Origin of the sequence: Streptomyces carminius, assembly GCF_002794255.1 — a bacterium.
GTDB classification, from domain to species: domain Bacteria; phylum Actinomycetota; class Actinomycetes; order Streptomycetales; family Streptomycetaceae; genus Streptomyces; species Streptomyces carminius.
The window spans coordinates 331,888-358,441 of sequence record NZ_PGGW01000067.1 but is presented as its reverse complement, the minus strand read 5'-3'; the positions used below and the strand labels follow the sequence as shown (position 1 = coordinate 358,441).

Sequence of the window (26,554 nt, the reverse complement as noted above, 5' to 3'; positions counted from 1 at the left end):
TCCCCGACTCACCGGAACACCGCGTCGTGGCGCGACGGCACCAGGCCGCCGCGCCACGGCGCGGCGCGGTACGAGGCGCGGGCCCTCTCCCCGCCGCCCGTGCCCCGGACCGCAGCACCGTCGAAACACTCCGTCTCCCCGCCCGCCGCGGGCCGGAAGCAGGCCCGGACGACGCTTCCGGGACGGATCGCGGCCATGGCGGTGTAGACATACGCCTCCGCGTCGAGCTCGTCCACGACCTCGGCACTGTGGGTACGGCCGTCCGCGGACACCTCGATCCGGTCGCCGACACCCGTACCCCACGCCCGGGCCCAACCGGTCCCGCACTCCCGGCTGTAGCGCACCTCCATCCGGGCTCCGGTGGCGGTACGGTACGAGGCGAGGGTGTCCGGCCCGGCGGCACAGACCATGCTTATCGGGTCCCTGCCCTCGCAGCCGGCTCCCCGGCAGTAGGGCCCGGAAGCGGGCGGGGGCGGGAACCGCGATCCGCCGTCCCGGCCCGGCGACAGGAACAGGGCCACCACGCCCCCGAGAGCCACGGCGCACACCGACGCGAGCACCACCACTGCCACCGCACCCCGGCGAACCACCGCACCCCGGTGACCGTGCCGGTCACCGGCAGGCGTGGTCTCCTGCCGGTCCGGGGACGGCGCCGGGGACGGTGCCGGGGACGGCGGCTGCCCCGGTGTGCCCGCATCCGCGGACGCGGGCGCCGCCCCCGCCGCACGCCCGCTCCACTCCGCCTCCGCGATCTCCCACAGGGCCAGACACCGCCCCTCCGGTTCCCCGGCGAGACGGCACAGGTCCCGTACCGCCTGCCGCGGCGGCAGCACCCTGCCGTTGAGACAGCGGTCCCAGGAGGACTTGCTGTACGTGGTCCGCTCCGCCAGGCCCGCCAGACTCAGACCGGTACGCTCCTTCAACTCCCGCAGTACGGCGACCAGCCGGGCACGTTCCGGCGGCAGCGGCGGCCGCGAGGCACGCGTCATCCCCGGGACCACCCCCGCAGGGCCTTCCAGGTGTGCGGCCCGACGATGCCGTCCACGACCAGACCGTCCCGCTTCTGCGCACGTTCGACGGCGCGCTGCGTCAGCGGACCGTAGATCCCGTCGATGTCCCCCGGCTCGATGCCGGCCCGGCGCAGCAGGCACTGCACCTCCGCCACCTCCGGCCCGGCGTGTCCGTACGCCACGATGGCGTCCCGGGTACGGCTGTTGCCCGCATACCAGCGGCCGTCGACGCGCTCCACCCGGCAGGTGTACCCGGCCGCCGGGCTCGACGCCGGTCCCGGTACCGCCGCGGTGGCGGAGCGATCCGCTCCCGCCCTGCCGTCGCCGCCCGTGGACCGTACGAACAGCAGGACCGCCGACGAGACGGCCAGCACCAGGACCACCACCCCCGCCGCCACCAGCGCGATGCGCGACGGGGGCGGCCCGTGCGGCCGTTCCCCGTCGGCCCCGGCCCCGGTCCCGGTCCCGGCAGACGGGGCCTCCGCCCCGGCCTCCTCGGCCGCCCCCGTCGCGGACACGCCCGTGCGTCCGGCTCTCCACGCCTCGGCGGCGACCTCGTGCAGCGCGAGCAGCCGTACCGGGTCCTCACCGCAGACCCGGGCCATCGCCTCGACGGCTTCCCGGGGCGGCAGCGATCTGCCGCTCAGATACCGCTCCCAGGACTTCGCGCTGTACCCCGTCTTCGCGGTCAACTGCCGTGTACTCAAACCGCTGTGGTCCTTCAGCCCACGCAGGCGCACCACCAACCGGCGGACGCTCGAATCCAGTTCGGCGGGCAGCTCTCTCCAACGCGGCATGTTCCCCCAGACGCGTTCGCGGCTCTTGGTCCAAGTCCCGTTCCCCCGTTGCATTGTGCACCAGCAACCGCGGTCCTCGCTCGTGCACGACCGGCCGCCGCCCGCCCCTTCCCGTCCCGCCGCACCGACTTGTCGCATCAAGTCCCAGCAGGTCACCGCATGGGACGTCCCATGGTTACGTCACTTCTCCGGCCGCCGTTGCGGCCCCTTGTCCCCGCCCCGCAGTCTCGTTCCCGAGCCGGCCGGTGCGGTCGGCTTCGCCCACTGAAAGGGAAACGAATGCGAACCTTGACGAGGACGTTTGTCGGCATCACCGCTGCCGCCGGAATCACCGTCGGGAGCCTGGCGGCAGCGGGCGCCGCCACTGCGGCCCCTGCGGCGGCCGCGCAGCCTGCGGTGGGCTCTCAGGCCATCGCACCGCTCGCGGTGGTCAACCTCGGCCTGAACACCACACAGGCCAGGAAGATCCAGCGGGTGCTGAAGAGCAGCTACGGCTACACCGGCGCCATCGACGGGCAGCTCGGCACCAACAGCTGGAAGGCGATGCAGCGCTACCTCAAGCAGAGCTGGAGCTACAACGACGCCATCGACGGGATCGTCGGGCCCAACACGGTGAAGGCGCTGCAGCGCTGGATGAAGGCCCACTACGGCTACACCGGCGCCATCGACGGGATCGCCGGTTCGGGGACCCAGGCGGCGTTCAAGCGGCTCGCCAACTCGCTCTAGACCGGTGCGGAGGACCCGGCCCGCGTAAAGACCGGCCCCGCCGCGTGTACGGTCGCACGGCGGAACGGCACGGGGGAGTTCCCCGGGACCCACCGGTCCCGGGGAACAGGGCCGACCGGCCCCGCCCCTGGCGGCCCTTCGGCACCGGCGCCGGACCCGCCGCGGGCGGGATGGTGGTCATGCGACGGACAGCCGGTCCGAAGCTTCTGGAAGGGAGCACGTCATGGCCGTGCAGGGTCACTCTCACCACCGTCCCGGACTCCACCTGCCCTCGTGGCGCCGGACGAGGGCCGCCGCCCCGGCGGCCGGTGCCCGTGCCGCGGCCGGCCAGGAGACCGGCACCACCACCGACGCCACTGTCGCCCTGGCCGCCTACGGCGCCGGCCGCACCTGGGAGGCACTGCCGCTGGTCAAGCGCCACGGCTGGCTCCGCTGACAGGCGGAAGACGTGCTGGGGCCGGACCAGGGCGACCGTCCCGGCCCCGGCCCACCACCTGTGGCGGTCCCGTGACCGCGGTCGTACGACAGCCGTACCGAACCGAGCACCATCCTTACCGTCCGGCGGCGGACGGCGCGCAATCCCGGAAGTCCCGGGAACCCCGCGAGGAGTGAACAGGCATGAAGGCAGCAGTCGTCCGGGCCCTCGGCGAACCCCTGGTGATCGAGGAACGCCCCGACTCCGGTCCCGGACAGGTCAGCGTCCGTGTGGAGGCCTCCGGGCTGTGCCACACCGACATCCACGCCGCGAACGGCGACTGGCCCGTCAAGCCCGAACCCCCGTTCGTCCCCGGACACGAGGGCGTCGGGATCGTCGAGCGGCTCGGCGCGGGAGTCACCCACCTGGCCGCCGGGCAGCGGGTCGCCGTGCCGTGGCTGGGACGGACCTGCGGACGGTGCGGGCGGTTTTCGTACGCATGAGCGCCTCGGAGGCTGTGCGGCGACGGCGGGCGACCGTCAATGCCGCCTCTGTGACACACCGGCCCGGGAGCGGGTTCCACCGGTCGGGGGCCCGGTTCCGCGAACTGCCGGACCCCACTGGAACAGCAGGGAACTCACCGCCCTTCACCGGGCCGGTAATTCCCCGCCTTGGGCGCCGAAATCCCCGGCACCGGTAAGCAGAATTCCATCCCCCCCTCCTCTCTCCTTCCACCCGCTGTCCGTTTTCTCCGCCCGCTGCCCGCGAACCGGGACGCCCGCCCCGGCGGAGAGCACCGGGCGGTTTTCCGCACCGTGACACACGCGGCCCCCGGTGGTCCGCTCAGTGGAGCGGACCACCGGGGGCGGTGGGACCTGTACCGTGCGCGGAACGGACCGGCGGCGGCGTTCCGCAGACGCCGGTGACGGTAACGCCGCCGGTCGGTTGGCTGCCGCGGGGTCAGGCCCGCCTGCCGGGCAGCACCGCGTGCCCGGAGTCCGGGTCAGGCGTGGGCGCGGCTGCGTCCGGTCACCGCACGGTAGACGGCGAGAACGATGACCGAGCCGATGATGGCGGCGATCCAGGTGGACAGTTCGAAGAATCCGTCGATCGAGTCGACGCCGAAAACCACCTTTCCGAGGAAACCGCCGAGAAGACCACCGACGATACCGAGCAGCGTGGTGACGAGGAGACCGCCGGGGTCCTTGCCCGGCATGATCGCCTTGGCGATCAGCCCGGCGAGAAGACCTATCAGAATCCACGCGATGATGCCCATTTTCGGTTCCCTTCTGTCGTCTTCACAGAACCGCATTGCCATGCTCGGGAGATCCAAACCGAGGAATTCTCCCGGTTCTTGAAAACCCGTCCGGAACAGCGGTTTCCGCCCGGCCGGGGAGAGCCGGGAGCCGCGCCCCGGCGCCCGGACCGGCCCGGGTGGCCGGGACGTGCCGGTTCACCCGGCACGTCCCGGCCACCCGCCGTGTCCGGCCTGCCCGCCAACTGAGCCGTGTCCCACGGCACTTCGGTGCGGGGATCGTGGAACGCGCGGACGTCGGAGGTGATCTTCCCGGCCGGGCGCGCCGCGCCCCGCGCGACCGACCACTCTGCGACGGAGACGACATGACCCGTTCCAAGCGCCGCACGACGGCGACCAGACGCACCGCGGCCACGGCCGCGGTGCTCGCCGCCTCGGCGTCCCTGCTCTCCGCCGGGACACTTCCGGCCATCGCCGCCGGCTCCCCCGTCCAGTACGTCGCCCTGGGCGACTCCTACGCCTCCGGCCCGGGCATCACCCCCGAGGCGGACGAGGCCTGCGGACGCTCCCGGTCCAACTACCCCGGCATCACCGCCGCCGCCCTCGAGCACGCCGTCGGCCTGGACGTCGAGTTCAAGGACGTCAGCTGCAGCGGCGCCACCACCCGGGACCTGTGGAACACGCAGAGCACCGCGGCCGCCCCGCAGCTCGACGCCCTGACCGAGGAGACCGACCTGGTCAGCGTCACCATCGGCGGCAACGACCTCGGCTTCACCCGCGTCCTGCAGCAGTGCGTCATCGCCGGGCTGGGCGACCGCGCGGGCAGCCCCTGCCGCGACCAGCTCACCAGCGGCGGCGCCGACCAGCTGGAGACGGGCATCGCCACGCTGCGGGACCGCATCGACTCGATGCTCACCGACATCGACCGGCGCAGCCCCGGCGCGCGCGTCGCCCTGGTCGGCTACCCCGCGCTGTTCCCCGCCGAGGGCGACATCTGCGACCCCTCCACCGTGCCCCTGGCCAAGGGCGACGTGACCTACCTGGACGCCACCACCAGGAAGCTGAACACCATGCTCGCCGAGGAGGCCCGCGAAGCCGGGGCCGTCTACGTCGACGCCTACAAGGTGTCGGAGGGGCACGACATGTGCCGGCCGCAGGACAAGCGGTGGTACGAGCCCCTGATGCCGGTCGGCGACCTGTCCGCGCACCCCAACGTCCTGGGGCACTTCTTCGTCGCCCTGCACACCGCCGAGGCGCTGCGGCAGCCGTGAGGCAGCGGTGGGACGGGCGCACCCGCCCGTCCCCGCAGCGCCCGGCCGCCTCCTACCGCGTGAGCCATGACCCGCGCGGCCCCGTCCCGGTCTCCGGGGCGGGGCCGCGCCGTTCGGGCCACACCGGGGCACCGGACAGCCGGCCACCTCCCGCCCCTCCCGCCCGCCGCGCAGGTCCGGGGCACGGGCGCCGAGTGCCGAGCGCCGAGCGCCGAATGCCGCGTCGGCGAAGCCCCGCCCGGCGGTGAGGCATCCTGGCGCCGGGGGCACCCCCGACCGGAGGCCACCCGCGGTCGGTCCTGCCCGGGTTCTCGGCCGACACGGCACGGGAGCGCCGCCCGGCAGTGACCGGACGGAGCGCTTCCCGGGGCGGTGAGCGGGGCGAGCCTTCGCCGGCCCGGCACCGGGTGTGCTCCCCCGGCCGGCCCCGGCACCCGAAGGACGGGGCGGCGGCGGGCTCCTTCCAGGACGTGGCTAGAGTGCGGCAATGCCGCTCACCCTCTCCGGCCTGTCCGATCTGGGCGACCTCCCGCTGCTGTCGCGCACCGAAACCGGCGGCGACTGGCCCCTGTTGCTGTGGGTCCCCGGAGGAGGCCGCCGCATGATCTCCAGCGCCCTGCTGGGCGGCGGCCTCGGCGAACGCGGCTGGGTGCTCAACGCGCAGGTGCCGCCCGGCTACCGGCGGCTGGACCCCGCGGCACACCTGGCCGGGCTGGCCGCCCGTGCCGGAGTGTCGGGGCCCGGGGTCGGACTGATGACGGCCGCCCCGGTCCGCGACCGCTGCCGGGCCTCGGACGAGGGGGTGGAGGCACTGGTGACCGCCGGAATCGGGGTGCGCGGCTGGGCCGCCGACCCGGCCCCCGCACACACCGGGGCACCACCCGCCGGGACGATCAACATCGTGGTGTCCGTCCCCGTCCCGCTCTCCGACGCCGCGCTGGTCAACGCCGTCGCCACCGCGACCGAGGCCAAGGTGCAGGCCCTGCGGGACGCCGGAATCGACGCCTCCGGCACCCCCACCGACGCCGTGTGCGTCGCCGCCCCGCACCCGCTTCCCGGCCGGGCGGCCGAACCGTTCGCGGGCCCCCGTTCCCGGTGGGGAGCCCGCATCGCCCGCGCGGTGCACCGCGGCACCCTCCGGGCGTGCGACCGCGCGCTTCGGCATACAGCGGACGGCGGGAGAACCAGCTCCTCCACCCCGTCCGCTCCGTCCCGCCCGGGTGCCCCCGGCGCCGCCCCGGGCCGGAGGCCGCCAATCGGCGGTGGCGGGTGAGGGCATCGACCTCCCTGTCGGGAAGGTCTCCCGGCGCGGCCCGAAGTGGTCGACGCACCGCGGGAGACCGCCGCCACGCCCGGCCGTGCTGGTTTTGCCCCGGGCGGGCGTACCGCCCACGGCTGCGTCTGCGGTTGTGCCGCTTGGCACGGTTTTCCGAGAAGGTGAACGGACGCACGGTCCGGAGGGGGCGGAGGGCGCCCCCTCCCGTGGGCGGGCACCTTCCGTCAGAGCGCCACCAGGAACTGCTGGGCGAGCAGCAGACAGGCGGCGGCGTTGACCGCCTTGTCCGAGAGGATGACCGCGGCGAACTCCCTGAGCGTGGCGCTGAGCCAGAAGTACCTGGCCGTGGGCGAGCCGAGCACCTGCCCCCGTACGCCCGTGGCCCGGGCGAGGATCGCGGCGCGGAAGACGTGGAAGTTGCTGGTCACCACCGCGCAGCGGTAGTCGGCCCTGGCCCCCTCCATGATGGCCCTGCTGTTGCGGAGGTTCTCCTCGGTGGTACGGGAGGCGTCCTCCCGCAGGACGTGCTCGGCGGGCAGGCCCCGGTCGGTCAGGTAGGCGGCCATCGCGTGCGCCTCGGGGAGGTCCTCGTCCGGGCCCTGGCCGCCGGAGGTGATCAGCACCGGCGCGTTCCCGCGGGCCGCCTGCGCCTCGTACACGGCGCGCGCCCTGTCCAGCCGGCCGGCCAGCAGCGGCGGCACCCGGTTCCCCTCGACCAGCCCGGACCCGAGCACGACCACGTAGTCCAGGTCGCCCCGAACCCTCAGCCGTCCGTAGAGGGACCCGTACACCACGAAGCAGGTGAACAGGAACACGAAGTAGACGGTCACCAGGGCCGTGAGGCCGAAGACGACCGCCAGGATCTCCGACTGCCCGGTGATCACCAGGAGCAGCAGTCCGACGACGGCGAGGACGCAGAGGCCGGCCAGCAGCGGGAGCACGTTCCCCGGGCGCATGCCTTCTCTGCGGAGCATCTGCACGCCGTTGGCCAGCAGATAGCAGAGCAGCAGGAGGACGGCGAGGGTCAGCAGCGCCAGGAAGGACAGCGCGACGGGAGTGAAGTACGGCTCGGGGGACGCCTCGACGAACTCGGCGACGAGGCCCACTCCCGGCAGGGCCAGGGAGAGTCCCAGGAAGACGGCGTTGCTGAACCGCCGCAGATCGGTCGCCACACCGATGACGAAAAGAAGCAGCGCTACAGCAGCCAGCACGTAGATCAGCACTTCGACATCCCCGTCGGACCGGTGACCCGCTCGGCACGGGCCGGGGCGGGCACGGGCGGCGCCCGTTCCTACCGCCCCGGGCGGTAGGAGTCTCCGCGGCCGCGGGAGGTTCCGCCATGTGTCGAGCGGCACACCGGCGGCGGCCCGTGACCGGTCCGGGACGGCGGCGGGCACCGGCCCTCAGGTCCCCGGGGGCGGTGGTGGTGGGTGTCTCAGAAGGTCAGCGGATGCTCAGCGATCGCAGGACGCGGTGCTGACTCGGTGCCGGCTTCACGGGGAAGACCACGTAGCAGATGCCTCCCGTGCCGCTTCTGACCTGGCCTTTCTCGTTGTAGCGCCTGGTGCGCAACCAGATGTTCTCGAACTGCCTCCGCTTGTAGACGCGGCGGACGGCCGCGTTGCTGTCGGCCGCCGGGTCGTTGGCGATGACGTCGCCGTCCGCCGTGAAGCCGATGACGGTCATCAGGTGGCCCGCCGTCCCGTAGCCCGCGCCGTCGAGCTCGGCGGCCAGGAAGGACTGGGAGGTGATCAGCGGGATGCCCGCGCGGATCAGGCGTTCGGCGTCGGTGAGGGAGTCCAGCCGGGTGACGAGGCCCTGCATGCCGCGGTAGGTGGCAGCGTAGGCGGTGTTGAACGGCCAGTTGCCGCAGCCGGCGTACTGGTGGTCGTAGGTGTGGCGGGCGGCGTGGCAGACCTGGGGGTCGGAGTAGCCGGGCCGCACCCAGGCCAGGTCCTCGGCGGTGGGCCCGCGCCCCCAGTACTCGACGATCATCTGGGTGGAGGTGGGGCTGCACCAGGCCTCGCCGCCGTTGTCGTACTCGGGGTAGCGGCCGATGTGGACGTTCTGCGAGTAGCGGGGGACGTCCAGTTCGACGCCCGTGGCCACACCCGGCACGGAGGGCGGAACCTCGAAGCGGCCGGGGACGTCGGAGCCCATGGCGCCCAGGCGCCAGACGGTGGGTGCGATGTCGGCACCCGGGGTGCGGAGGAGGGTGACGCGCAGCCGGTAGGCGGCCAGCCGCGGGCCGGCGGAGGTGTCGTCGACCGTGAGGGTGTCGGTCCGGACGGTGGAGACGCCGTCGCTCTGGCCGTCCACGGAGGCGCGGCGGATGTCGGCGTCACCAAAGGCCCAGACGCCCATGGTGTACCAGGGGGTGTGGGTGCCGTCGGTGTAGGTGCCGCGCAGTTCGATCCGGATCCAGGTGCCGGCGGGGGTGTGCGCGTTCCAGGAGGCGACCAGCTCGCCCGCGGGCACCGGCAGGGTGTGCGCGGGGGAGGTCCACACGGCGTATTCCCAGGGGGCGGTGCGGCCGGTGTGGGGGTCGGTGTGGTCGGTGGTTCCCACGGGGGCGGCGAGCGTGAGGCCGGGGCGCGGGCCGGCCACCGGCCGGGTGCCCTCCCCGGTGCCGGTGCGCCAGTCGGACAGGGAGGTCCAGGCGCGGTAGTCCACGGTGGAGCCGCCGGACGGACGGGCGGAGCGGGCTCCGGACGGCACGGCGGCGGACGAGGCGGCGGTCGGGGCGCTCAGGGGGGCCGCGGTCGCCGCCGCGGCGAGGGCGGCGGCGAGCACGGTGCGGCGGGTGGCGGGTCTGCTGGCGGTCATGGCGGCGGGCCCCCGGTCCTTCGGCGGTCGGTGTGTGCGCGTGGTCGGCGCGCGTCCACAATCCTGCCGCCGCCGCGGGGCCCGGGCCAGCGGCACGGTCCGAACGGAGCAGGCCGCCGCCGGCCCCGGCCGCCGGGGTGGGCGGGCGGCCGTACGCTGTCGGGGTGAGACCCGGCTCCGGTGCCCTGGGCACTCCCGCCGCCCTGGCCCGGCGGCTGCGCGCGCTGCCGCCGTCGTGCGGCCCGGTGCGGCTGGTCGCGGTGGACGGGCACGCCGGGTCCGGCAAGAGCACGTTCGCCGGGCGGCTGGCCGGGGAGCTGGGCGGGGCGCCGGTGCTCCATCTGGACGACCTGGCCAGTCACGGCGCCCTCTTCGAGTGGACCGGGCGGGTCCTGGAGCAGGTTCTCGCGCCGTTCTCGCGCGGGGAGCCGGCCCGCCACCGGGTGTACGACTGGGAGCGCCGGGTGTTCACCGGGGAGCGCGTCCTGCCGCCCGCGCCCGTGGTGCTGGTGGAAGGGGTGGGCGCGGGGCGCCGCGCCCTGCGCCCCCAGCTGGTCCGCCTGCTGTGGATGGAGCTGCCGCCCGGGGAGTCCTGGGCACGTGGACGGCGCCGGGACGGGCCCGCGCTGGCGGGGTTCTGGGACGGCTGGGAGCGCGCGGAGCTGCGGCACTTCGCCGCCGATCCCTCCCGTCCGTACGCCGATCACCTGGTGCAGCAGCGGCCCGGCGGATTCGAACTGCTGCCGGGGCCGCGGGGACGGACGTGAACGCCTCCGCACCGGTACGCACCGTGACGGACCGTCAGCCGTACGCACCGCCGCCATGCTCACGGGCGTGTTCCGCCCCACCGGCTTGACCGGCGCCCCGCCCAGGTTCTACGTTCTCCCTGAACGGCCTGGAAGGGTCGTTCACTACACGAAGCCCCCGGTTGTTCCCCCGTGATCGGGGGCTTCGTTCTGCCCGCGCACCCCCGGCGCCCGGTCACCCGCAGTGACCTCTTCGGCACGCAGGACGCCTTCCCTCGTCCACTCTCCCCCGCTGGCCTGCTCATACGCCGTCTACGGCCGGCCCCGCGCCCCGGGTACCATGCCAAATGCCGCGGCTTTCCGGGGACTTCCCCGGTTGCCCGTGGCAACTTCCGTCCGCAGCCGACCAGTTGAGCACCACCGCCGCCGGGTGATCCGACCGCCCGGCACAGACCACCGGGGGATGTTTCGTGGGGGACGTGATGGACTACGGCACGCAGGACACCCGGGGTGGTCCGTATGCCCCTGCCGACCTGGCCTGGCTGCGCGGCGTCGACGCGTACACCATGGGCGGCTACGTCCACGCCGAGGAGGAGTTCCGTACCGCCGTACGGCTCGACCCGGGCATGGCCGACGCCTGGCTGGGCCTGCACGCCCTGCGCGTGGACACCGCCACCGCCCTGCTGCGCATGTACGAGCACCGCGACCGCTTCGGCGAGCAGCGGGCCCGCCACGGGCAGCCGCTGAACTCCTGGTACTGGCTGGGCTGGTGGGTGCAGCCGGTGCTGGAGAGCGGGCGCGACCTGCTGCTGGCGCACGCCTCGCACTGGCTGGACGGCCGCCACGTCGCCGAGCTGGACCGGGCCCTGGCCGAGTGCCCGCCGGTGGAGACCGATCCCCAGGTGCGCTTCCTGCACGCCTGCCGCGCCTACCTCGCCAAGGACTGGGAGCTGCTGGTGCGGCACACCGATCCGCTGGTGGACGACCCGCTGCTGGGCATCGAGGCGAGTCTGTTCGCGGGGATGGCCCGGGTGCGGCTGGAGATGTACGGCCAGGCCGAGCCGCTGCTGGCCGCCGCGCTGATGCGCTGCCGCAGCGAGCAGCCGCAGCGCAAGGAACTGCGCTACTGGCTGGCCCGGGCCCGGGAGGGCACCGGGCGCAGCGCGGCGGCACTGCCGCTGTACCGGGCGGTGTACCGGGTGGACCCGGCGTTCATGGACACCTCCGCCCGGCTGACCGCCATCGCCGAGAGCGACGGGCTCGGCGACGGGCTGGGTGACGCGCCGGGGCCGGTCACCACCGTGGCGGTCGCGGACGGCGGCCCGGACCTCACGGGCCCGCCGGCCGGCACCGGAGTGCTCACCGACGGCGCGGAGGGCGCCGCCCCGGCCGGCGACGGCCCGCGGCCCGGCGCGGCGGGTTCCGCACCGGTGCCGCCGGTGCCGGTGACGGCCGGCGGCGAAAGGGAGCGGTCGGCGGGCTCCGCCGGCCGGCGGGCGCCCGGACGCTTCCCCAGTGGGCCGGCCGATCAGGAACTGCTGGCCCGCGCGATGGAGGAGCTGGAGCGCATGGTCGGCCTGGAGCCGGTCAAGCGGCAGGTGCGGGCGCTGTCCGCGCAGCTGCACATGGCGCGGCTCCGCACCGAGCAGGGGCTCCCGGTCCAGCCGCCCAAGCGGCACTTCGTCTTCTCCGGCCCCTCGGGGACGGGGAAGACGACCGTCGCCCGGATCCTCGGGAGGGTGTTCTACGCGCTGGGCCTGCTGGGCGGCGACCACCTGGTGGAGGCCCAGCGGGCCGATCTGGTGGGCGAGTTCCTGGGCCAGACGGCGGTGAAGGCGAACGAGCTGATCGACTCGGCGCTGGGCGGGGTGCTGTTCGTGGACGAGGCGTACAGCCTGTCCAACACCGGCTACGGCAAGGGCGACGCCTACGGCGACGAGGCGCTCCAGGTGCTGCTCAAGCGCGCCGAGGACAACCGGGACCGGCTGGTGGTGATCCTGGCGGGCTATCCGGAGGGCATGGACCGGCTGCTGGCCGTCAACCCCGGCCTCGGCTCCCGCTTCACCACCCGGGTGGACTTCCCCAGCTACCGTCCGCTGGAGCTGACCGCCATCGGCGAGGTGCTGGCGGCCGAGAACGGCGACCGGTGGGACGAGGAGGCACTGGAGGAGCTGCGCAGCATCAGCGGTCATGTGGTGGACCAGGGCTGGATCGACGAACTGGGCAACGGCCGCTTCCTGCGCACGCTGTACGAGAAGTCCTGCGCCTACCGCGACCTGCGGCTGGCCGCCTGCCCGGGCCCGCCCTCCCGGGAGGAGCTGGCGACGCTGCGGCTGCCGGACCTCATGCAGGCGTACGGCGAGGTGCTGTCCGGCCGGGGGCCGGCCGGGCCCCGGCACGAGCCTCCGCCGTTCGGCTGACGGCCGACGAGAGCGTCGATCGGGACGGACGGCCCCGGACGGCCCCGGACGGCCCCGGACGGCCTCAGCCGTCCGCCCGGCCCGTGCCGTGGCGCTCGGCCAGCGCGCGCAGCGCCTTCGCGTCCCGGACGGCCTGCCCCCTGGCGACACCGGGCTGGATGCCCATGGCGGGCAGGGTCGTGCCGTCGGAGAGGTCGAGGAGGACCCAGGGATCGCCGGGCCGGAGGTTCACCCGGATGATCTCCGCCCATTCCAGGTGACGGACGGTGGTGAGGTTGACGACCGTGACCCCGCCGGTGTCCGCGACCACCTTCGGGCGGGCGAGCAGGAGGAGGACGGCGAAGAACAGCAGACCGGTGAGGACGAAGCTCGCCCGCTCCGCGGCCCCGGCCGTCTCCAGCAGGAACGCGATCGTGGTCAGGGTGGCCAGGATCGCGACGCCGACCGTCAGCAGGACGATCCGGGTGCGGGTGGGCCGGAAGACCACCGGCAGCCCGGGTACGGGGTCGGTGCCGGGTTCGGGAGCGGGTGCGGGCACGGGGCGGCTCTCCGTGGGTGCGGGATGTACCGGGCTCAGAGCCGGCAGGCGTGGATGCCGGTGGTCAGGATCGCCCGGGCGCCCAGGTCGTACAGATCGTCCATGATCCGCTGGGCGTCCCTGGCGGGGACCATGGAGCGCACCGCGACCCAGCCCTCGTGGTGCAGCGGCGAGATGGTGGGCGACTCCAGGCCGGGGGTGAGGGCCACGGCCTGCTCGACCTTCTCGGCGCGGATGTCGTAGTCCATCATCACGTAGCGCCGGGCCACCAGGACGCCCTGCATGCGGCGGAGGAACTGCCGCACCTTGGGATCGTCGGCGGGTGCGCCGGTGCGCCGGACGACGACGGCCTCGGACTCCAGGATCGGCTCGCCGATGATCTCCAGCCCGGCGTTGCGCAGGGTGGTGCCGGTCTCCACGACATCGGCGATGATCTCGGCGACGCCGAGCTGGATGGCGGTCTCGACGGCGCCGTCGAGACGGACGACGGAGGCGTCCACCCCGTTGTCGGCCAGGTGCTTGGCGACCAGGCCGGGGAAGGAGGTGGCGATGGTCATGCCGCCGAACTCGCCGACCTCCCGCGCGGTGCCGGGGCGGGTGGCGTAGCGGAAGGTGGAGGCGGCGAAGCCGAGGCGGAGGATCTCCTCGGCGGCGGCGCCGGAGTCCAGCAGCAGGTCGCGGCCGGTGATGCCGATGTCGAGCTTTCCGGAGCCCACGTAGACGGCGATGTCGCGGGGGCGCAGGAAGAAGAACTCGACCTCGTTGTCGCCGTCCACCAGGACCAGTTCGCGGCGGTCCTTGCGCTGTTTGTAACCCGCCTCATGGAGCATCGCCGACGCAGGCTCGGACAGTGAACCCTTGTTGGGGACGGCGATGCGCAGCATGGGTCGGTCTTCCTTCGCGTTCTCGTGGGGCCGGGGCTGCCGGCCGGTGGGCTGGGGGCGCCGGGCGCGCCCCCGTTAGAGGTGAGCGTATACGTCGTCCAGGCCGATCCCCCGCGCGACCATCATCACCTGGAGGTGGTAGAGCAGTTGGGAGATCTCCTCCGCGGTGCGGTCGGCGCCCTCGTGCTCGGCGGCCATCCACACCTCGGCGGCCTCCTCGACGACCTTCTTGCCGATGGTGTGGACACCGGCGGCCACCAGTTCGGCGGTGCGGGAGGTGGCGGGGTCGCCGGTGGCGGCCTTGTGCTGGAGCTCGCCGAACAGCTCCTCGAATGTCTTGTTCGCCATGGTGTTCCTACCCTAGCCGCCGGACGCCCCCGCCCGGCGCCAGGGCTCGGCCACGGTGCGCAGGACCGCGGCCGTCGCCACGGCGGCGGTGGCCGCCTCGTGCCCCTTGTCCTCGGCCGAGCCGGGCAGCCCCGCGCGGTCCAGTGCCTGCTCCTCGGTGTCGCAGGTCAGCACGCCGAAACCGACGGGCACCCCGGTCTCGACGGACACCTGGGTGAGGCCGGTGGTGACGCCCTGGCAGACGTAGTCGAAGTGCGGGGTGCCGCCGCGGACGACGACGCCGAGGGCGACGACCGCGTCGTAGCCGCGCGCGGCCAGCACCTTGGCTGCGACGGGCAGCTCGAAGCTGCCCGGGACGCGCAGCACGGTGGGTTCGTCGATGCCCACCTCGCCCAGCGCTCGCCGGGCGCCGTCGAGCAGGCCGTCCATCACCCGTTCGTGCCACTGCGCGGCGATCACGGCCACGCGCAGGTCCTTGCAGTTCCTGACGGTCAGTTCGGGTGCGCCCTTGCCGCTCACATTGCTCCTCGTGCGGTGCGTCACGGATATACGGATACGGGATGTGGATGTGGGTTGCGGGGTTGCGGGGGCGGGCGGGTCACTGGCTGCCGCAGACGGGGACCCGCCCGTCGTCCAGCCAGGGCAGGTCGTGTCCCATCCGGTCCCGCTTGGTGCGCAGGTAGCGCAGATTGTGCTCGCCGGCCTGTACGGGCATCGGCTCGCGGCCGGTGACGCGCAGCCCGTGGCGGGTGAGGGCGGCGGTCTTGTCGGGGTTGTTGGTCATCAGCCGCAGGGAGCGTACTCCGAGATCGGCCAGCATCTGGGCGGCGGCGGCGTAGTCGCGGGCGTCGGCGGGCAGGCCCAGCTCCAGGTTCGCGTCGAGGGTGTCGTGGCCCGCCTCCTGCAGCTGGTAGGCCCGCAGCTTGGACAGCAGGCCGATACCGCGCCCCTCGTGGCCGCGCAGGTAGACGACCACACCGCGGCCCTCGGCTGCCACCCGGCGCAGGGAGTCCTGAAGCTGCGGACCGCAGTCGCAGCGCCGGGAGCCGAAGACGTCCCCGGTCAGGCACTCGGAGTGCACCCGGACCAGGACGTCCTCAGCGCCGTCGACGTCCCCGGCGACCAGCGCGACGTGCTCCACCCCGTCGGCGGTGGAACGGTAGCCGTGGGCGCGGAAGTCGCCGTGGGCGGTGGGCAGGGCGGTGACGGCCTCACGGCGGACGGTGGGCTCCGCCGAGCGGCGGTAGGCGGCCAGGTCCTCGATGGAGATGATCGACAGGCCGTGCTTGCGGGCGAAGGGCACCAGCTCCGGCAGGCGCAGCATGGTGCCGTCCTCGGCGGCGATCTCCACGATGGCGGCGGCGGGGCGCAGTCCGGCGAGCCGGGCGAGGTCCACCCCGGCCTCGGTGTGGCCGGGGCGCTCCAGCACCCCGCCGGGACGGGCGCGCAGCGGGAAGACATGGCCGGGGCGCACGAAGTCGTCCGCGGTGGCGGCGGGGTCGGCGAGCAGCCGGATGGTGGTGGCCCGGTCGGCGGCGGAGATGCCGGTGGTCACGCCGTGCGCGCCGGAGGCGTCCACGGAGACGGTGAAGGCGGTGCCCATCGACTCGGTGTTGCGCCGGACCATCTGCGGCAGCTCCAGCCGGTCCGGCTCGCCGGCCTCCAGCGGGACGCAGATCAGGCCGCGGCACTCGCTCATCATGAAGGCCACGATCTCGGGGGTGATCAGCTCGGCGGCGGCGATCAGATCGCCCTCGTTCTCGCGGTCGGCGTCGTCGACCACCACCACGGGACGGCCGGCGGCGATGTCGGCGACGGCCCGCTCGACGGGGTCCAGGAGGAGTTCCGCTTCCTCGCTCCCCACCGCCCCGGTGCCGAGGGGGGCGGGGTGCGGGTGCCAGGTGTGCAGGGTGGTCATGCCGTGGCTCCTTCCAGAGCGGGGTCGCTCGCCTTTCCGGTGCGGGAGCGCAGCCACCAGTCGCGCAGCCCCCACAGGACGAGGACGAAGTAGATGACGTAGACCAGGCCGGAGAAGGCCAGACCGCTGCTGAAGGCGAGCGGGACGCCGACCAGGTCCACCAGCAGCCAGGCGAACCAGAACTCCACCAGTCCACGGGCCTGGGCGACCATCGCGGCCAGGGTGCCGGTGAAGATGTACGCGTCGGGCCAGGGGTTCCAGGACAGCTCGGGGACGAGGACGAACAGTGAGCCGACGGCGGCGGTGCCGGCGGCCGTGCCGCCCAGCAGCCACAGGCGCTCGCGCCAGGTGGCGAAGCGCACGGCGATCCGGCCGTCGTTTTCCGTGCCGGTGCCGGTGTCCGTGCCGGTGTTCCCGGCCGTGCTGTCCGGGGCGCCGCCGGACCGGCGCCACTGGTACCAGCCCCACACCGCGACGCCGATGACCAGCAGTTGCTTGCCGACACCGCCGGAGAGCTGGGCGGAGGCGTAGGCGGCCACGAGGATGAGCCCGGCCAGCAGTTGGGCGGGCCAGGTCCAGATGGACCGGCGCCAGCCGAGCGCCAGGGCGAGCAGCCCCATGAGGTTGCCGACCATGTCGGACCACGGCACCTGCTGCCCGAAGGCCGTGAAGGCGGTGCCGTTGAGGGTGCCGTCGAGCCAGTCCACGGCACTCACCGCACGGCTCCGGCGGGCAGGTCGGGCCCGGCGGCGGGGGCGGGGGCGGGGACGGCACCGCGGGCGAGGAGCCGCTCGACGTACTTGGCCAGGACGTCGACCTCCAGGTTGACCGGGTCACCGGGCTTCTTCACGCCCAGGGTGGTCATGGCCAGGGTGGTGGGGATGAGGCTGACGGTGAAGTCCTCCTCCCCCGCCTCGACGACGGTCAGGCTGACGCCGTCCACCGTGATCGACCCCTTCTCGACCACGTACCGCGTCAGCCGTTCCGGGAGGGAGATCCTGACGATCTCCCAGTTGTCGCCGGGGACGCGCCCGGTGATGGTGCCGGTGCCGTCCACATGTCCCTGGACGAGGTGGCCGCCCAGCCTGCCGCCGAGCGCCATGGGGCGCTCCAGGTTGACCCGGTCGCCGGCGGTGAGCGCGCCGAGGCCGGAACGCTCCAGCGTCTCGGCCATGACGTCGGCGGTGAACTCGCCGCCGGAGGTGTCCACGACGGTCAGGCAGACGCCGTTGACGGCGATCGAGTCACCGTGCTTCGCGCCTTCGGTGACGACCGGGCCGCGCAGCCGGAAGCGGGCCGCGTCGGCCAGTTCCTCGACGGCTACGACCTCGCCCAGTTCTTCGACGATTCCGGTGAACACTCAGGACTCCTCGGGGACGGCGGGTGCGGATACGGGCGGGGGCCCGGCGGGTACGGCGTCGGCGCGTGGACCGGGCCCGATGCGCTCGGTGCCGGTGACCGTCAGGCGCAACGCGCCGGCGGTGGTGGTGATTCCGGCGGCGCCCGGCACGGCGGGCCCGGTGCCGGGCGGGACGGGGGCGAGACGGGCGGTGGCCCGGTCCGCGGCACCGGCGGCGACGAGGGCCCCGCCGGGGGCGGGTCCGCCCGCCGGCCGCACACCGCGGGCGTGCGGCCCGGTGGGCGGGGTGCCCGCGTCCGGACCGCGGCCGTCGGCGGCGCGCGGCGTGGACGGCGTCTCGGCGGCCCCGGCCGACCGCACGGTGGCGGGACCGGGCAGACCCTCGGCGCCGGCGTCGGCGCCGGTGGCGGTGGCGGGGACGGTGGCGCCGGCGTCGGGGCCGGTGGCGCCGGTGGCGGGGCCGGTGGCGCCGAGGGCATGGGGCGCGGGGGCGACGGCACGGCGCGCGGCATCGCGTTCGCGCTCTCGCGCGATGGGCGCTGCGGCTGCGGTGGCCACCGGGTCCTCCTGCCTCTTCGGGCACGGACTCCGGGGCGGTACGGAATGACCGGACGGCTCCGCGGGTGGGCGGAACGCCGGTGCCGGGGTGTCCCGCGCGCCCTCAAGGGTGTGCGCGGAGCTTCCGCCGACGGCGGCGTACCGGCCGCTCCACGGCCCGCCGCGCACTGCCTCCCATCCGGACTTTAACCGTCGGTCCAGGAGTTTCACCTGGTCAACCGGCCGCTGGCAGCGGCCGGGTCGCGGACTGTAACCGCCGGTTCGGACTTTCACCGACCCCGGAGTGCGCTTGACGTTGGTACGGCACCAGTGTGCCATGCCCCGTACGGGCGGCGCGGGCGGGGACGTATGCGCCGGCTCACAGTGCCCGCCCGGCCACCCGCCGCGGCCGGGCCGGCGGTCAGGCCCGGCGGGCGGGCTCGAACAGATCGGCGCGCGCCGCGTCCAGGGCCGTGACCAGGCCTCCGCCGAGCACCGGGCTGCCCTCGACCGTGCCGCACAGCACCTCGGTGGCCAGCGGGGACACTGCGGCCAGCCGGTCGGCCACCCGGGCCGCGAGCGCCTCCCCCCCGGCCCGGCCCACCTCGCCGCCGAGTACCACGCAGCCGGGGTCGAGCACGGAGGTGACCGCGGCGGCGCCCACCGCGATCCGTTCGGCCAGGGCATCCAGGAACGCCTCCCCGCCGCTGCCCGCCGCACCCGTCGTCGCGGCCCGTACCACCGTCTCCGCGGCGCGGGCGCCGTCCGTGGGGTCGTACGGCGGGGTGTCGAGGCCGTGCGCGCGGGCCAGTTCGCACACCGCCGCACTGCCGGCCAGGGAGTGGAAGCCCCCGTCGCAGACGGTGGCCGACGGCGGCCAGTCGGCGCCGGGCACCGGCAGGAAGCCGATCTCGCCCGTGCCGCCGGACGCGCCGCGGCGCAGCGCGCCGTCCAGGACGACGGCGGCGCCCACGCTGTGCCCCAGCCAGAGAAGGACGAAGGTGTCGCGGCCACGTGCCGCGCCGAGCCGGTGCTCGGCGATGCCCGCCAGGTTCACCTCGTTCTCCAGCAGCACCGGTACGCCCAGCCCGTCCCGGAGGGCGGCCGGGACGCGGGCGTGCCAGGCGGGCAGGGCGGTGCTGCGGCCGAGGGCGCCGGTGGCCGGGTCGATCATGCCGGGGGCGCCGACGGCGATCGTGTGCGGCGCGGCGGCGCCGCTGTCGCGCAGCGCCTGCCGCAGCGCGGCCACCGTCCGGGCCACCGGGTCCGCGCCGTCCCCGCCCTCACCACCGTCCCGGCCGGCCTCACCACCCTCACCGCCCTGGCCGCCCTCACCGCCCTCCAGGGCCAGGACGGTCTGGCGGACGGTGTTCCCGGCGAGGTCGGCCAGGGCGAAGGAGACGGTGCCGGTGCGGACGTCGACGGCCGCGACATGGGCGCGGTCGGCGACCAGACCGTACAGCCGCGCGTTGGGGCCCCGGCGGGTCTCGCCCGCCTCCCCGACGACCCGGACCAGTCCGTCGTCGGCCAGCCGCTGCAGCAGGTCGGCGACGCTGGGCCGGGACAGGCCGGTCAGCTCCTTGAGCCGGGCGGCCGTCAGGGGGCCGTGCGCCACCAGCAGCTCCAGCGCGATCCGGTCGTTGATGGCCCGGGCCGTACGGGGCGATGCGGTGCGCGCGGAAGTCATGGCGGAATCCTCGCAGATACTCTGTATCTATCAGGCAGGCTGCCTGATAGTTTACGGGCATGCCGATCTCCTCGACACGCCGCGCCCGGCGTTCGACCGCCGCGGTGTTCACCCTGCACGGCGCGGTCGCCGGCGGCTTCGCCACCCGCATCCCCTGGATACGGGAGCAACTCGATCTCAGCGCGGGGCAGTTGGGGCTCGCCCTGGCCTTTCCCGCCATCGGCGCCTCACTCGCCATGCCGCTGGCCGGGCGCGTCGTGCACCGGCTGGGCACCCGGGCCGCCACCCGTGTCCTGCTCGTCCTGTGGTGCGCCGCGCTCGCCCTGCCCGCCCTGGCCCCTCATCCGGTGGCGCTGTGCGCCGCGCTGTTCGTCTTCGGCGCCACCGCCGGGATGGCCGACGTGGCGATGAACGCCCAGGGCGTGGAGGTGGAGCGGCGCTACGGGCGCTCGATCATGTCCGGGCTGCACGGGATGTGGAGCGTCGGCGCCCTGCTCGGCTCGGCGGTGGGGGTGGGCGCGGTCCACCTCGGTCTGGACGCCCGGATCCATCTGGCCCTGGCCGCAGCCGTCCTGGCCGCCGCCGCGCCGGCGGCCTGCCGCGGACTGCTGGACGTGCGCCCGGCGCCGGACGAGGAGGCTCCGCCGCGCTTCGCGCTGCCGCCGCGCTCGGCACTGCTCGTCGGGGTGGTGGGCATGTGCGCGGTGGTCGCCGAGGGCGCCTCGATGGACTGGTCCGGCATCTACCTCAGGGAGGTCACCGGGGCCTCGGCCACGGTCGCCGCCGCCAGCTTCACCGCCTTCGCCTGCACCATGGCCGCCGCCCGGCTGGCCGGGGACGCCGTCGTACGCCGCCTCGGACCGGTCCGCACCGTACGGACCAGCGGGGTACTGGCCACCGCCGGCGGACTCCTGGTGGTCGCCGCCCCCGGCCCGGTGGCGGGCGTCGCCGGCTTCGCGCTGCTGGGCATCGGGATCGCCGTGGTGGTACCGCTGTGCTTCGCCGCGGCCGGGCACAGCGGCCCGGCGCCCGGCCAGGCCATCGCCGGGGTCGCCACCATCACCTACACCACCGGGCTGATCGCCCCGACCCTCATCGGCACCGTCGCCGAACTCGCCTCGCTGCGCGCGGCGTTCGGCCTGGTCACCGCGGGTACGGTCGTTCTCGTCCTGGCCGCCGGGGTGCTGGGCGCCCCGGGCCGCGGCGGAGTCGTCGCCCGCAGCGGCCCGGAGGTGCGGGCCGGGCTGCGGAAGGACTGAGGACGGCGCCGCCGGCGCCGCGGTGCGGCCCGGGCAGGACCGCACCGGGCGGTACGGCACCACCGAACCACCGAACCACCGGACGGAACGGGCCCGGGGAGACCCGGAGACAAGGGGATGGGTGTGCGCGGACACGACGGCACAGACGGGCGGGACCGGGCCGGGGGCCGGACGGACTCCCGGAAGGAGCCCCGGACGGAGGCGGCGCGCGCACGGCGCGCCGTGGCCGTGGTCTTCACCGTCCACGGCGCGGTCGCCGGCGGCTTCGCCACCCGCATCCCCTGGATACGGGACCAGCTGGAACTGGGCACCGGCCCACTCGGCGTGGCCCTGGTCTTCGCCACGGTCGGAGCCGCCGCCTCGATGCCCCTGGCCGCGCGGCTGGCCCACCGGCACGGACCGCGCGGCGCGCTGCGGCTGCTGATCGTCCTGTGCTGCGCCGGGCTCGCCCTGCCCGCCGCGGCGCCCGGGCCGGTCTGGCTGTGCGGCGCGCTCCTGCTGTACGGGGCGGGGCTGGGCATCTCGGACGTGGCGATGAACGCCCAGGCGGTGCAGGTCGAGGAGCGCATGGGCCGGTCGGTGATGTCCGGGCTGCACGGGATGTGGAGCGTCGGCACGCTGGTCGGCGGCGGGGTGGGAGCGCTCGCCGCGCACTTCGCGGTGGACGCCCGGATCCATCTCACCCTGACCGTCCCGGTGCTGGCGGTGATCGGCGCGGTCGCGGCCGGCCGGACACCGGACGTGCGGGCCGAGCCGGGCCTCCAGGCACCGCCGCACTTCGCGCTGCCCGGCCGCGGGGTGCTGGCCGTGGGACTGATCGGCTTCTTCGCGGTCTTCGCCGAGGGCGCCTCGATGGACTGGGCCGGGATCTACCTGCGGGACGTCACGGACGCCTCGCCGGGCCTGGCGGCCGGCGCGTACACGGCTTTCGCCTGCACCATGGCCGTCGCCCGGCTGGCCGGGGACGCCGTCGTGAGCCGGCTCGGACCGGTGCGCACCGTACGCATCAGCGGGGTGCTGGCCGCCTCCGGCGGGCTCCTGGTGGTCGCCGCGCACGAACCGGCGGCGGCGGTGGCGGGCTTCGCGCTGATCGGCACCGGGATCGCGGTGGTGGTGCCGCTGTGCTTCGCGGCGGCGGGCCGCACCGCGTCCGGCGCGCCGGGACAGGCCATCGCGGGAGTGGCGACCCTGGCGTACGCCTCGGGACTGGCGGCCCCGGCGGCGGTCGGCTGGATCGCCGAGTTCACCTCCCTGCCGGTCTCCTTCGCCCTGATCACCGTGCTGCTGTGCGGGCTGGTGCCGGGGGCGGGAGTGCTGCGGACGGAACGGGCCGGTCCGCCGCGTCCGGCGCCGGACGCGGCCGGGCAGCCGTCCGCCCCCGGTCCCTAGAGCCCGTCCCCGGGGGTGCCCGGATCCGCGCCGGCCGTCAGACAGCCGCGCCAGCCGCCGTGGGCGGTGATGTCCGGCGCACCGGCCAGGGCGAGGGGTTCGCACAGGAAGCCCGGCACCCGCTCGCCGTCGCCCAGTTCCACCGGTCCGACCGCCATCGGCGGCGGCAACGCGGCGACCAGGCGGCCGAGAGCCCCCGCGGGCAGCTCCCACACCTCCGCCTCCACCGCCGCGCCGCCGGTCGCCACCCGGCGCAGCCCCGGCTTGGGCGGATCGGTCGCCAGCAGGTGCATGCGTTGACATCCTCGCCGTCCTGAAGGACGGCGATTCCCGCCTATCGCGCCGTCTGTGGCTGCGGTGTCGAGTGGGTTCCTGCTTCGCCGCGCGGTGCCGGGAGGAGTCCTGGTCTTACCTGCGCTCGACAGGCTGACACGGCCAGTCCGGCCGCCTTGGCGACGTTGACCGCCGCGTTGATGTCCCGGTCCAGGACGGCCCCGCACGCCGGGCAGGTCCACACCCGGACATGCAGGGGTTTGGGGCCGTCCTGGACGCCGCACTGCGAGCACACCTGAGAGGTGGGCTCGAAACGGCCGATCCGGATGAAGGTGCGCCCGTACCGGGCGGCCTTGTACTCCAGCATGCTCACGAACGCCGACCATCCGGCGTCGTGCACGGACTCGGCCAGGCGTGTACGCGCAAGTCCCTTTACCGCCAGGTCCTCCACGGCCACCGCTTGGTTCTCGCGGATCAGCTTGGTGGAGAGCCGGTGGTGGAACTCGCGGCGCGCGTCCGCGACACGGGCGTGCGCCCGTGCGACGCGGACCCGGGCCTTGTCCCGGCTGCGGGATCCCTTCTCCTTGCGGGAGAGGGCGCGCTGCGCCTTCTTCAGGCGCTTCTCGGCCCGGCGCAGGAAGCGCGGGCTGTCGATCTTCGTGCCGTCGGAGAGGACCGCGAAGTGCCCGAGCCCGAGATCGATGCCCAGCTCGGGCGGCACCTTGGGCAGGACTTCCCCGGGCCCGGTCTCCACGACGAAGCTCGCGAAGTACCGGCCCGCGCTGTCCTTGACCACGGTCACCGTGGACGGCAGCGACGGCAGAGCGCGGGACCACTTCACCGTGACGTCGCCGATCTTCGGCAGACGCAGCTTGTGCCCCGGGGTGATCGACCAGCGGGCGTTCACGGTGAACCGGATGGCTTGCCGGGTGTCCTTGCGGGACTTGTACCTCGGTGCACCCATCCGCGGGCGCTTGCCCTTGAGGCCGTCGAAAAAGTTCCGGTACGCGGTGTCCAAGTCCCTCAGGGACTGCTGGAGGACCACCGCCGACACCTCGCCCAGCCAGGCCCGCTCCGGGGTCTTCTTCGCCTCAGTGATCAGCCGCTTGGACAACTCCCCGGTCTTCGGGAACGGCACCCCCTGGCCGCGGGCGGTCTCCCGAGCCCGCAGCGCATCGTTGTAGACCACCCGCACGCACCCGAACGCCCTCGCCAACGCGGCGCGCTGACCGGCGCCCGGATACAGGCGAAAACGGTACCGAAGCTGCACACCGATCACGCTACGCAGGTGGCCCATGAGCGTCGACGAGAACATCCGTTCAGGCCGTCACTGCGTCTTCCGCCTGCACGCCCACGTGGTTGTCGTGACAAAGTACCGGCACTGTGTCGTCGCCAACCGGCACCTGACACGCTGCGAGAAGACCATGCGCGCCGCACGCGGGGACTTCGAGGCCGAGCCGGCCGAGTTCACCGGCGAGGCCCACCACGTCCACCTGCTCGTGAACCGCCCGCCGAAAGTCGCCGTATCCAGGCTGGTGAACTCCCTCAAAAGCGTGTCCTCGCGCAGCCTCCGCCTGGGGGCACCACCCGGCCGAAAGACCAGAGGGGAGAGTCCCCCGACCTCGTCCGCCACTACTGGCGGGCACAGCGCCTGTGGTCCGGCTCGCACGCCGCCGGGTCGGTCGGCGGTGCGCCGCTCAGCACCGTGAAGCAGTACATCGAACAGCACAACCGCCCGCTCCGACCCGGGCCGAGGCGAACAACGCAGATCCATGCACACAGCTGAGATCAGAGCGGACCAAAGACTCGCTTCACCACCGGGCTGAAACCCGGTGCACAGCGAATAAACCCGGTAGCGCGGTGCCGTGGCGGTGGTGCGCAGCAACCGCCCGCCGGCCTCGGTGAGGTGGTGGTTCAGCGGCTGGCCGGACAGATGGGCGCCGACGACGGCCAGCCGGAGGTGCCCGCCCGGGGCAGGTGCCCGGCCGCGGGACGGGGCGAGCAGCCGGGCCGCCTCGGCGAGCAGGTCGTCGTGGAAGGCCGGGGCGTACAGCATCACCCCCAGCGGCGGCCCGCCGGCCGGTCCGCCGGGCATCGGAACCGGGGACGGTACCGCCAGCGCGCACAGGTCCAGCAGGTTGGCACCGTTGGTGAACCTGCCCAGGTCGCTGTTGACGCCGGCGGGGTCGGCCGCCACCTCCGCGAAGGCCGGATGGCGGGTGGTGGTGGGCAGCAGTACGGCGTCCACCCCGGCGAACAGGCGGCGGACCGCCGCCCGGGCGGCGTCCAGGACCTCGGCGTCCCGGAAGAGCCGGTGGGCGGGCAGGTCGCGGGCGGCCAGGACGATGGCGGCCACCACCGGGTCGACCTCCTCCGGGCGGGCGGCGACGAAGTCCCCCACGGCCGCGTAGCGCTCGGCGACGAAGGCGCCCTCGTACAGCAGCCGGGCGGCGGCCAGGAACGGTTCGGGGTCCGTCTCCACCAGGTCGGCGCCCGCCCGGCGCAGGTGCTCGGCGGTGGCGGTGAACGCCGCCGCCCAGCCGGGGGCCAGCGGCCCCAGCAGTCCCACGGGCGGCAAACCGATCCGGAGTGGCCGGTCCGTGGCGGGGCCGGGCGGACCGGGCGGAGGCGTGCGGGACAGCGGGTCCGCCTCGTCCGGGCCGGCCATGGTCCGGGCGGCGAGCACCGCCTCGTCCAGGGTGCGGGCGAAGACCGTCACACAGTCCAGGGAGCGGCACGCGGGTACGGCACCGCGCACCGGTACCAGCCCCCGGGTCGGCTTGATGCCGACGATGCCGTTGAACGCCGCGGGCACCCGCCCCGATCCGGCCGTGTCGGTACCCAGTGCCAGGTCGGCGATGCCGAGCGCGACGGCCACCGCGGACCCGGAGCTGGAACCGCCGGAGATCCTGTCGGGCAGCGGCGCGGCGCGCACCGCGCCGTAGGGGCTGCGGGTCCCCACCAGGCCGGTGGCGAACTGGTCCAGGTTGGTGGTGCCCAGCACGACGGCCCCGGCGGCGCGCAGCCGGGCCACCGCCACGGCGTCCTGGCCGGGGAGGTACGCGTAGGCGGGGCAGCCGGCGGTGGTGGGCAGCCCGGCCACGTCGATGTTGCCCTTGACCGCCAGCAGTTTCCCCGCCAGCGGCAGCTCCTCCTCCGCCGCGAGCCGGTCGGCGACCGCGGCGGCCTCCGCCTCCACCTCGGCGGCCGGGCGCAGGTCGATCCACACCTCGGGGCGGTCCACCTCGGCGATGCGGGTGTAGGCGCGGCGGACCCGCGCCACCGGGTCCGGCCCGTTCCGGGTCCGGGGAGCGTTTCCGGTGGCCGTCACACGATCACCACCAGCGGGGTGCCGGGCTGCACCTGGTCGCCGACCGCGGCGGCCACGGCGAGCACCTCGCCGTCCCGGGGTGCGGCAAGGACCGTCTCCATCTTCATCGCCTCCACGGCCAGCAGCGGGTCCCCGGCCCGCACCCGGTCCCCCGCCTTGACGTCCAGCCGCCACACGGCGGCGGTGAAGGGTGCCTCGACGGCCGCCGCGCCCGGCGGCACCTCGATCCGGTCGGCGGGGGCGGCCGGGCCGGTGTCGGGGACGTCCTGCCGGTCGAACTCGCCGGCC

The 26,554-nt window shown here is 74.6% G+C and carries 25 protein-coding genes, 3 pseudogenes and 1 riboswitch; of the genes and pseudogenes, 10 read left to right on the top strand and 18 right to left on the bottom strand.

Features of this window, described 5'->3' with window-relative positions; translation table 11 throughout:
- Positions 1 to 8: 8 nt before the first annotated feature.
- Positions 9 to 989 (bottom strand): helix-turn-helix domain-containing protein, encoded by a 981-nt coding sequence (locus CUT44_RS26045; protein ID WP_100204473.1) that lies wholly within the window; start codon positions 987 to 989, stop codon positions 9 to 11.
- A complete protein-coding gene (locus CUT44_RS26040; protein WP_100204362.1) occupies positions 986 to 1,807 on the bottom strand; it encodes a peptidoglycan-binding protein in 822 nt (273 codons plus the stop codon). The genes CUT44_RS26045 and CUT44_RS26040 overlap by 4 nt, the downstream gene beginning before the upstream one ends.
- Before the next feature lie 279 nt (positions 1,808 to 2,086).
- Here CUT44_RS26040 and CUT44_RS26035 point away from each other — a divergent pair, with 279 nt between their 5' ends.
- The 3 genes and pseudogenes from CUT44_RS26035 to CUT44_RS26025 all read left to right on the top strand — a co-directional run.
- Positions 2,087 to 2,533, top strand: coding sequence for a peptidoglycan-binding domain-containing protein (locus CUT44_RS26035; RefSeq protein ID WP_100204361.1), 447 nt, complete (start codon positions 2,087 to 2,089; stop codon positions 2,531 to 2,533).
- A 223-nt stretch (positions 2,534 to 2,756) separates the two neighbouring features.
- Positions 2,757 to 2,969: a hypothetical protein gene (locus CUT44_RS26030; protein ID WP_100204360.1), complete on the top strand. Its 213-nt coding sequence runs from the start codon at positions 2,757 to 2,759 to the stop codon at positions 2,967 to 2,969.
- Between the two features lie 182 nt (positions 2,970 to 3,151).
- A pseudogene (locus CUT44_RS26025) lies at positions 3,152 to 3,430 on the top strand (alcohol dehydrogenase catalytic domain-containing protein); the annotation flags it as partial.
- Between the two features lie 521 nt (positions 3,431 to 3,951).
- Here the strand turns inward: CUT44_RS26025 and CUT44_RS26020 are convergent.
- Complete coding sequence (locus CUT44_RS26020) at positions 3,952 to 4,224, bottom strand: GlsB/YeaQ/YmgE family stress response membrane protein (RefSeq protein ID WP_100204359.1); 273 nt, start codon at positions 4,222 to 4,224, stop codon at positions 3,952 to 3,954.
- Between the two features lie 344 nt (positions 4,225 to 4,568).
- Here CUT44_RS26020 and CUT44_RS26015 point away from each other — a divergent pair, with 344 nt between their 5' ends.
- A complete protein-coding gene (locus CUT44_RS26015; RefSeq protein WP_100204358.1) occupies positions 4,569 to 5,474 on the top strand; it encodes an SGNH/GDSL hydrolase family protein in 906 nt (301 codons plus the stop codon).
- Positions 5,475 to 5,961: 487 nt separating this feature from the next.
- On the top strand, positions 5,962 to 6,747 hold the full coding sequence (locus CUT44_RS26010; protein WP_100204357.1) for an adenosylcobinamide amidohydrolase: 786 nt from the start codon (positions 5,962 to 5,964) through the stop codon (positions 6,745 to 6,747).
- A gap of 227 nt (positions 6,748 to 6,974) precedes the next feature.
- On the opposite strand, the gene CUT44_RS26005 is transcribed toward CUT44_RS26010, so the two are convergent.
- Together CUT44_RS26005 and CUT44_RS26000 are read right to left on the bottom strand one after the other, a co-directional pair.
- Positions 6,975 to 7,973: a YdcF family protein gene (locus CUT44_RS26005; RefSeq protein ID WP_100204356.1), complete on the bottom strand. Its 999-nt coding sequence runs from the start codon at positions 7,971 to 7,973 to the stop codon at positions 6,975 to 6,977.
- A gap of 220 nt (positions 7,974 to 8,193) precedes the next feature.
- Positions 8,194 to 9,576, bottom strand: coding sequence for a peptidase C39 family protein (locus tag CUT44_RS26000; protein WP_100204355.1), 1,383 nt, complete (start codon positions 9,574 to 9,576; stop codon positions 8,194 to 8,196).
- A gap of 164 nt (positions 9,577 to 9,740) precedes the next feature.
- On the opposite strand from CUT44_RS26000, the gene CUT44_RS25995 reads away from it, so the two are divergent.
- Together CUT44_RS25995 and CUT44_RS25990 are read left to right on the top strand one after the other, a co-directional pair.
- Positions 9,741 to 10,343, top strand: coding sequence for a uridine kinase family protein (locus tag CUT44_RS25995; RefSeq protein WP_233221659.1), 603 nt, complete (start codon positions 9,741 to 9,743; stop codon positions 10,341 to 10,343).
- Between the two features lie 449 nt (positions 10,344 to 10,792).
- Positions 10,793 to 12,742, top strand: coding sequence for an AAA family ATPase (locus CUT44_RS25990; RefSeq protein WP_100204354.1), 1,950 nt, complete (start codon positions 10,793 to 10,795; stop codon positions 12,740 to 12,742).
- Between the two features lie 64 nt (positions 12,743 to 12,806).
- Here CUT44_RS25990 and CUT44_RS25985 read toward each other — a convergent pair whose 3' ends face one another.
- From CUT44_RS25985 to CUT44_RS25945, 9 genes are all read right to left on the bottom strand, one after another.
- The gene (locus CUT44_RS25985) at positions 12,807 to 13,280 is read right to left on the bottom strand and encodes a PH domain-containing protein (protein ID WP_100204353.1); all 474 of its coding nucleotides are present in this window, start codon (positions 13,278 to 13,280) and stop codon (positions 12,807 to 12,809) included.
- A 35-nt stretch (positions 13,281 to 13,315) separates the two neighbouring features.
- A complete protein-coding gene (hisG, locus tag CUT44_RS25980; protein WP_100204352.1) occupies positions 13,316 to 14,164 on the bottom strand; it encodes an ATP phosphoribosyltransferase in 849 nt (282 codons plus the stop codon).
- A 75-nt stretch (positions 14,165 to 14,239) separates the two neighbouring features.
- On the bottom strand, positions 14,240 to 14,512 hold the full coding sequence (locus CUT44_RS25975) for a phosphoribosyl-ATP diphosphatase (RefSeq protein WP_100204351.1): 273 nt from the start codon (positions 14,510 to 14,512) through the stop codon (positions 14,240 to 14,242).
- Positions 14,513 to 14,524: 12 nt separating this feature from the next.
- Positions 14,525 to 15,031 carry a 6,7-dimethyl-8-ribityllumazine synthase gene (gene ribH / locus CUT44_RS25970; protein ID WP_100204350.1) on the bottom strand — a complete coding sequence of 169 codons (507 nt, stop codon included), beginning with the start codon at positions 15,029 to 15,031 and terminating at the stop codon, positions 14,525 to 14,527.
- 79 nt (positions 15,032 to 15,110) lie between these two features.
- Positions 15,111 to 16,430, bottom strand: coding sequence for a bifunctional 3,4-dihydroxy-2-butanone-4-phosphate synthase/GTP cyclohydrolase II (locus tag CUT44_RS25965; RefSeq protein ID WP_100204349.1), 1,320 nt, complete (start codon positions 16,428 to 16,430; stop codon positions 15,111 to 15,113).
- Positions 16,427 to 17,146, bottom strand: a complete 720-nt coding sequence (locus CUT44_RS25960) for a nicotinamide mononucleotide transporter family protein (protein WP_100204348.1) — start codon at positions 17,144 to 17,146, stop codon at positions 16,427 to 16,429. The genes CUT44_RS25965 and CUT44_RS25960 overlap by 4 nt, the downstream gene beginning before the upstream one ends.
- Positions 17,143 to 17,790: a riboflavin synthase gene (locus CUT44_RS25955; RefSeq protein ID WP_100204347.1), complete on the bottom strand. Its 648-nt coding sequence runs from the start codon at positions 17,788 to 17,790 to the stop codon at positions 17,143 to 17,145. Before CUT44_RS25955 ends, CUT44_RS25960 begins: the two co-directional genes overlap by 4 nt.
- A complete protein-coding gene (locus tag CUT44_RS33645; protein ID WP_100204346.1) occupies positions 17,791 to 18,348 on the bottom strand; it encodes a hypothetical protein in 558 nt (185 codons plus the stop codon). It abuts the gene before it with no gap.
- A 160-nt stretch (positions 18,349 to 18,508) separates the two neighbouring features.
- Positions 18,509 to 18,639: riboswitch (FMN riboswitch) on the bottom strand.
- Positions 18,640 to 18,748: 109 nt separating this feature from the next.
- Positions 18,749 to 20,014, bottom strand: a complete 1,266-nt coding sequence (locus tag CUT44_RS25945) for an ROK family transcriptional regulator (protein WP_100204345.1) — start codon at positions 20,012 to 20,014, stop codon at positions 18,749 to 18,751.
- 59 nt (positions 20,015 to 20,073) lie between these two features.
- Between CUT44_RS25945 and CUT44_RS25940 the strand changes: the two genes are divergently transcribed.
- Both CUT44_RS25940 and CUT44_RS25935 read left to right on the top strand, forming a co-directional pair.
- On the top strand, positions 20,074 to 21,273 hold the full coding sequence (locus CUT44_RS25940; protein WP_100204344.1) for an MFS transporter: 1,200 nt from the start codon (positions 20,074 to 20,076) through the stop codon (positions 21,271 to 21,273).
- 117 nt (positions 21,274 to 21,390) lie between these two features.
- Positions 21,391 to 22,662 carry an MFS transporter gene (locus tag CUT44_RS25935; RefSeq protein ID WP_100204343.1) on the top strand — a complete coding sequence of 424 codons (1,272 nt, stop codon included), beginning with the start codon at positions 21,391 to 21,393 and terminating at the stop codon, positions 22,660 to 22,662.
- Here CUT44_RS25935 and CUT44_RS25930 read toward each other — a convergent pair.
- Positions 22,659 to 22,955 carry an allophanate hydrolase-related protein gene (locus CUT44_RS25930; RefSeq protein ID WP_199185839.1) on the bottom strand — a complete coding sequence of 99 codons (297 nt, stop codon included), beginning with the start codon at positions 22,953 to 22,955 and terminating at the stop codon, positions 22,659 to 22,661. The two genes, CUT44_RS25935 and CUT44_RS25930, sit on opposite strands and share 4 nt — an antisense overlap.
- 41 nt (positions 22,956 to 22,996) lie before the next feature.
- Complete coding sequence (locus tag CUT44_RS25925; protein ID WP_100204471.1) at positions 22,997 to 24,205, bottom strand: RNA-guided endonuclease InsQ/TnpB family protein; 1,209 nt, start codon at positions 24,203 to 24,205, stop codon at positions 22,997 to 22,999.
- Between the two features lie 25 nt (positions 24,206 to 24,230).
- On the opposite strand from CUT44_RS25925, the pseudogene tnpA reads away from it, so the two are divergent.
- Positions 24,231 to 24,721 (top strand): annotated as a pseudogene (gene tnpA, locus CUT44_RS25920) (IS200/IS605 family transposase).
- On the opposite strand, the pseudogene atzF reads toward tnpA, so the two are convergent.
- A pseudogene (gene atzF, locus CUT44_RS25915) lies at positions 24,653 to 26,266 on the bottom strand (allophanate hydrolase); the annotation flags it as partial. The pseudogenes tnpA and atzF sit on opposite strands and share 69 nt — an antisense overlap.
- Entirely contained in the window at positions 26,263 to 26,487 is a 225-nt protein-coding gene (locus CUT44_RS25910; protein WP_199185838.1) for an acetyl-CoA carboxylase biotin carboxyl carrier protein subunit, read from the bottom strand. The gene CUT44_RS25910 and the pseudogene atzF, both read right to left, overlap by 4 nt.
- Between the last annotated feature and the right edge of the window lie 67 nt (positions 26,488 to 26,554).

Coding starts and splice junctions, on each gene's coding strand:
- CUT44_RS26045 (WP_100204473.1), bottom strand. CDS start 989: ATGACGCGTGCCTCGCGGCCGCCGCTGCCGCCGGAACGTGCCCGGCTG.
- CUT44_RS25945 (WP_100204345.1), bottom strand. CDS start 20,014: ATGACTTCCGCGCGCACCGCATCGCCCCGTACGGCCCGGGCCATCAAC.
- hisG (WP_100204352.1), bottom strand. CDS start 14,164: ATGCTGCGCATCGCCGTCCCCAACAAGGGTTCACTGTCCGAGCCTGCG.
- CUT44_RS26010 (WP_100204357.1), top strand. CDS start 5,962: ATGCCGCTCACCCTCTCCGGCCTGTCCGATCTGGGCGACCTCCCGCTG.
- CUT44_RS26035 (WP_100204361.1), top strand. CDS start 2,087: ATGCGAACCTTGACGAGGACGTTTGTCGGCATCACCGCTGCCGCCGGA.
- CUT44_RS25930 (WP_199185839.1), bottom strand. CDS start 22,955: ATGCACCTGCTGGCGACCGATCCGCCCAAGCCGGGGCTGCGCCGGGTG.
- CUT44_RS25935 (WP_100204343.1), top strand. CDS start 21,391: ATGGGTGTGCGCGGACACGACGGCACAGACGGGCGGGACCGGGCCGGG.
- CUT44_RS26015 (WP_100204358.1), top strand. CDS start 4,569: ATGACCCGTTCCAAGCGCCGCACGACGGCGACCAGACGCACCGCGGCC.
- CUT44_RS26030 (WP_100204360.1), top strand. CDS start 2,757: ATGGCCGTGCAGGGTCACTCTCACCACCGTCCCGGACTCCACCTGCCC.
- CUT44_RS26020 (WP_100204359.1), bottom strand. CDS start 4,224: ATGGGCATCATCGCGTGGATTCTGATAGGTCTTCTCGCCGGGCTGATC.
- CUT44_RS25965 (WP_100204349.1), bottom strand. CDS start 16,430: ATGACCACCCTGCACACCTGGCACCCGCACCCCGCCCCCCTCGGCACC.
- CUT44_RS25975 (WP_100204351.1), bottom strand. CDS start 14,512: ATGGCGAACAAGACATTCGAGGAGCTGTTCGGCGAGCTCCAGCACAAG.
- CUT44_RS26040 (WP_100204362.1), bottom strand. CDS start 1,807: ATGCCGCGTTGGAGAGAGCTGCCCGCCGAACTGGATTCGAGCGTCCGC.
- CUT44_RS25940 (WP_100204344.1), top strand. CDS start 20,074: ATGCCGATCTCCTCGACACGCCGCGCCCGGCGTTCGACCGCCGCGGTG.
- CUT44_RS26000 (WP_100204355.1), bottom strand. CDS start 9,576: ATGACCGCCAGCAGACCCGCCACCCGCCGCACCGTGCTCGCCGCCGCC.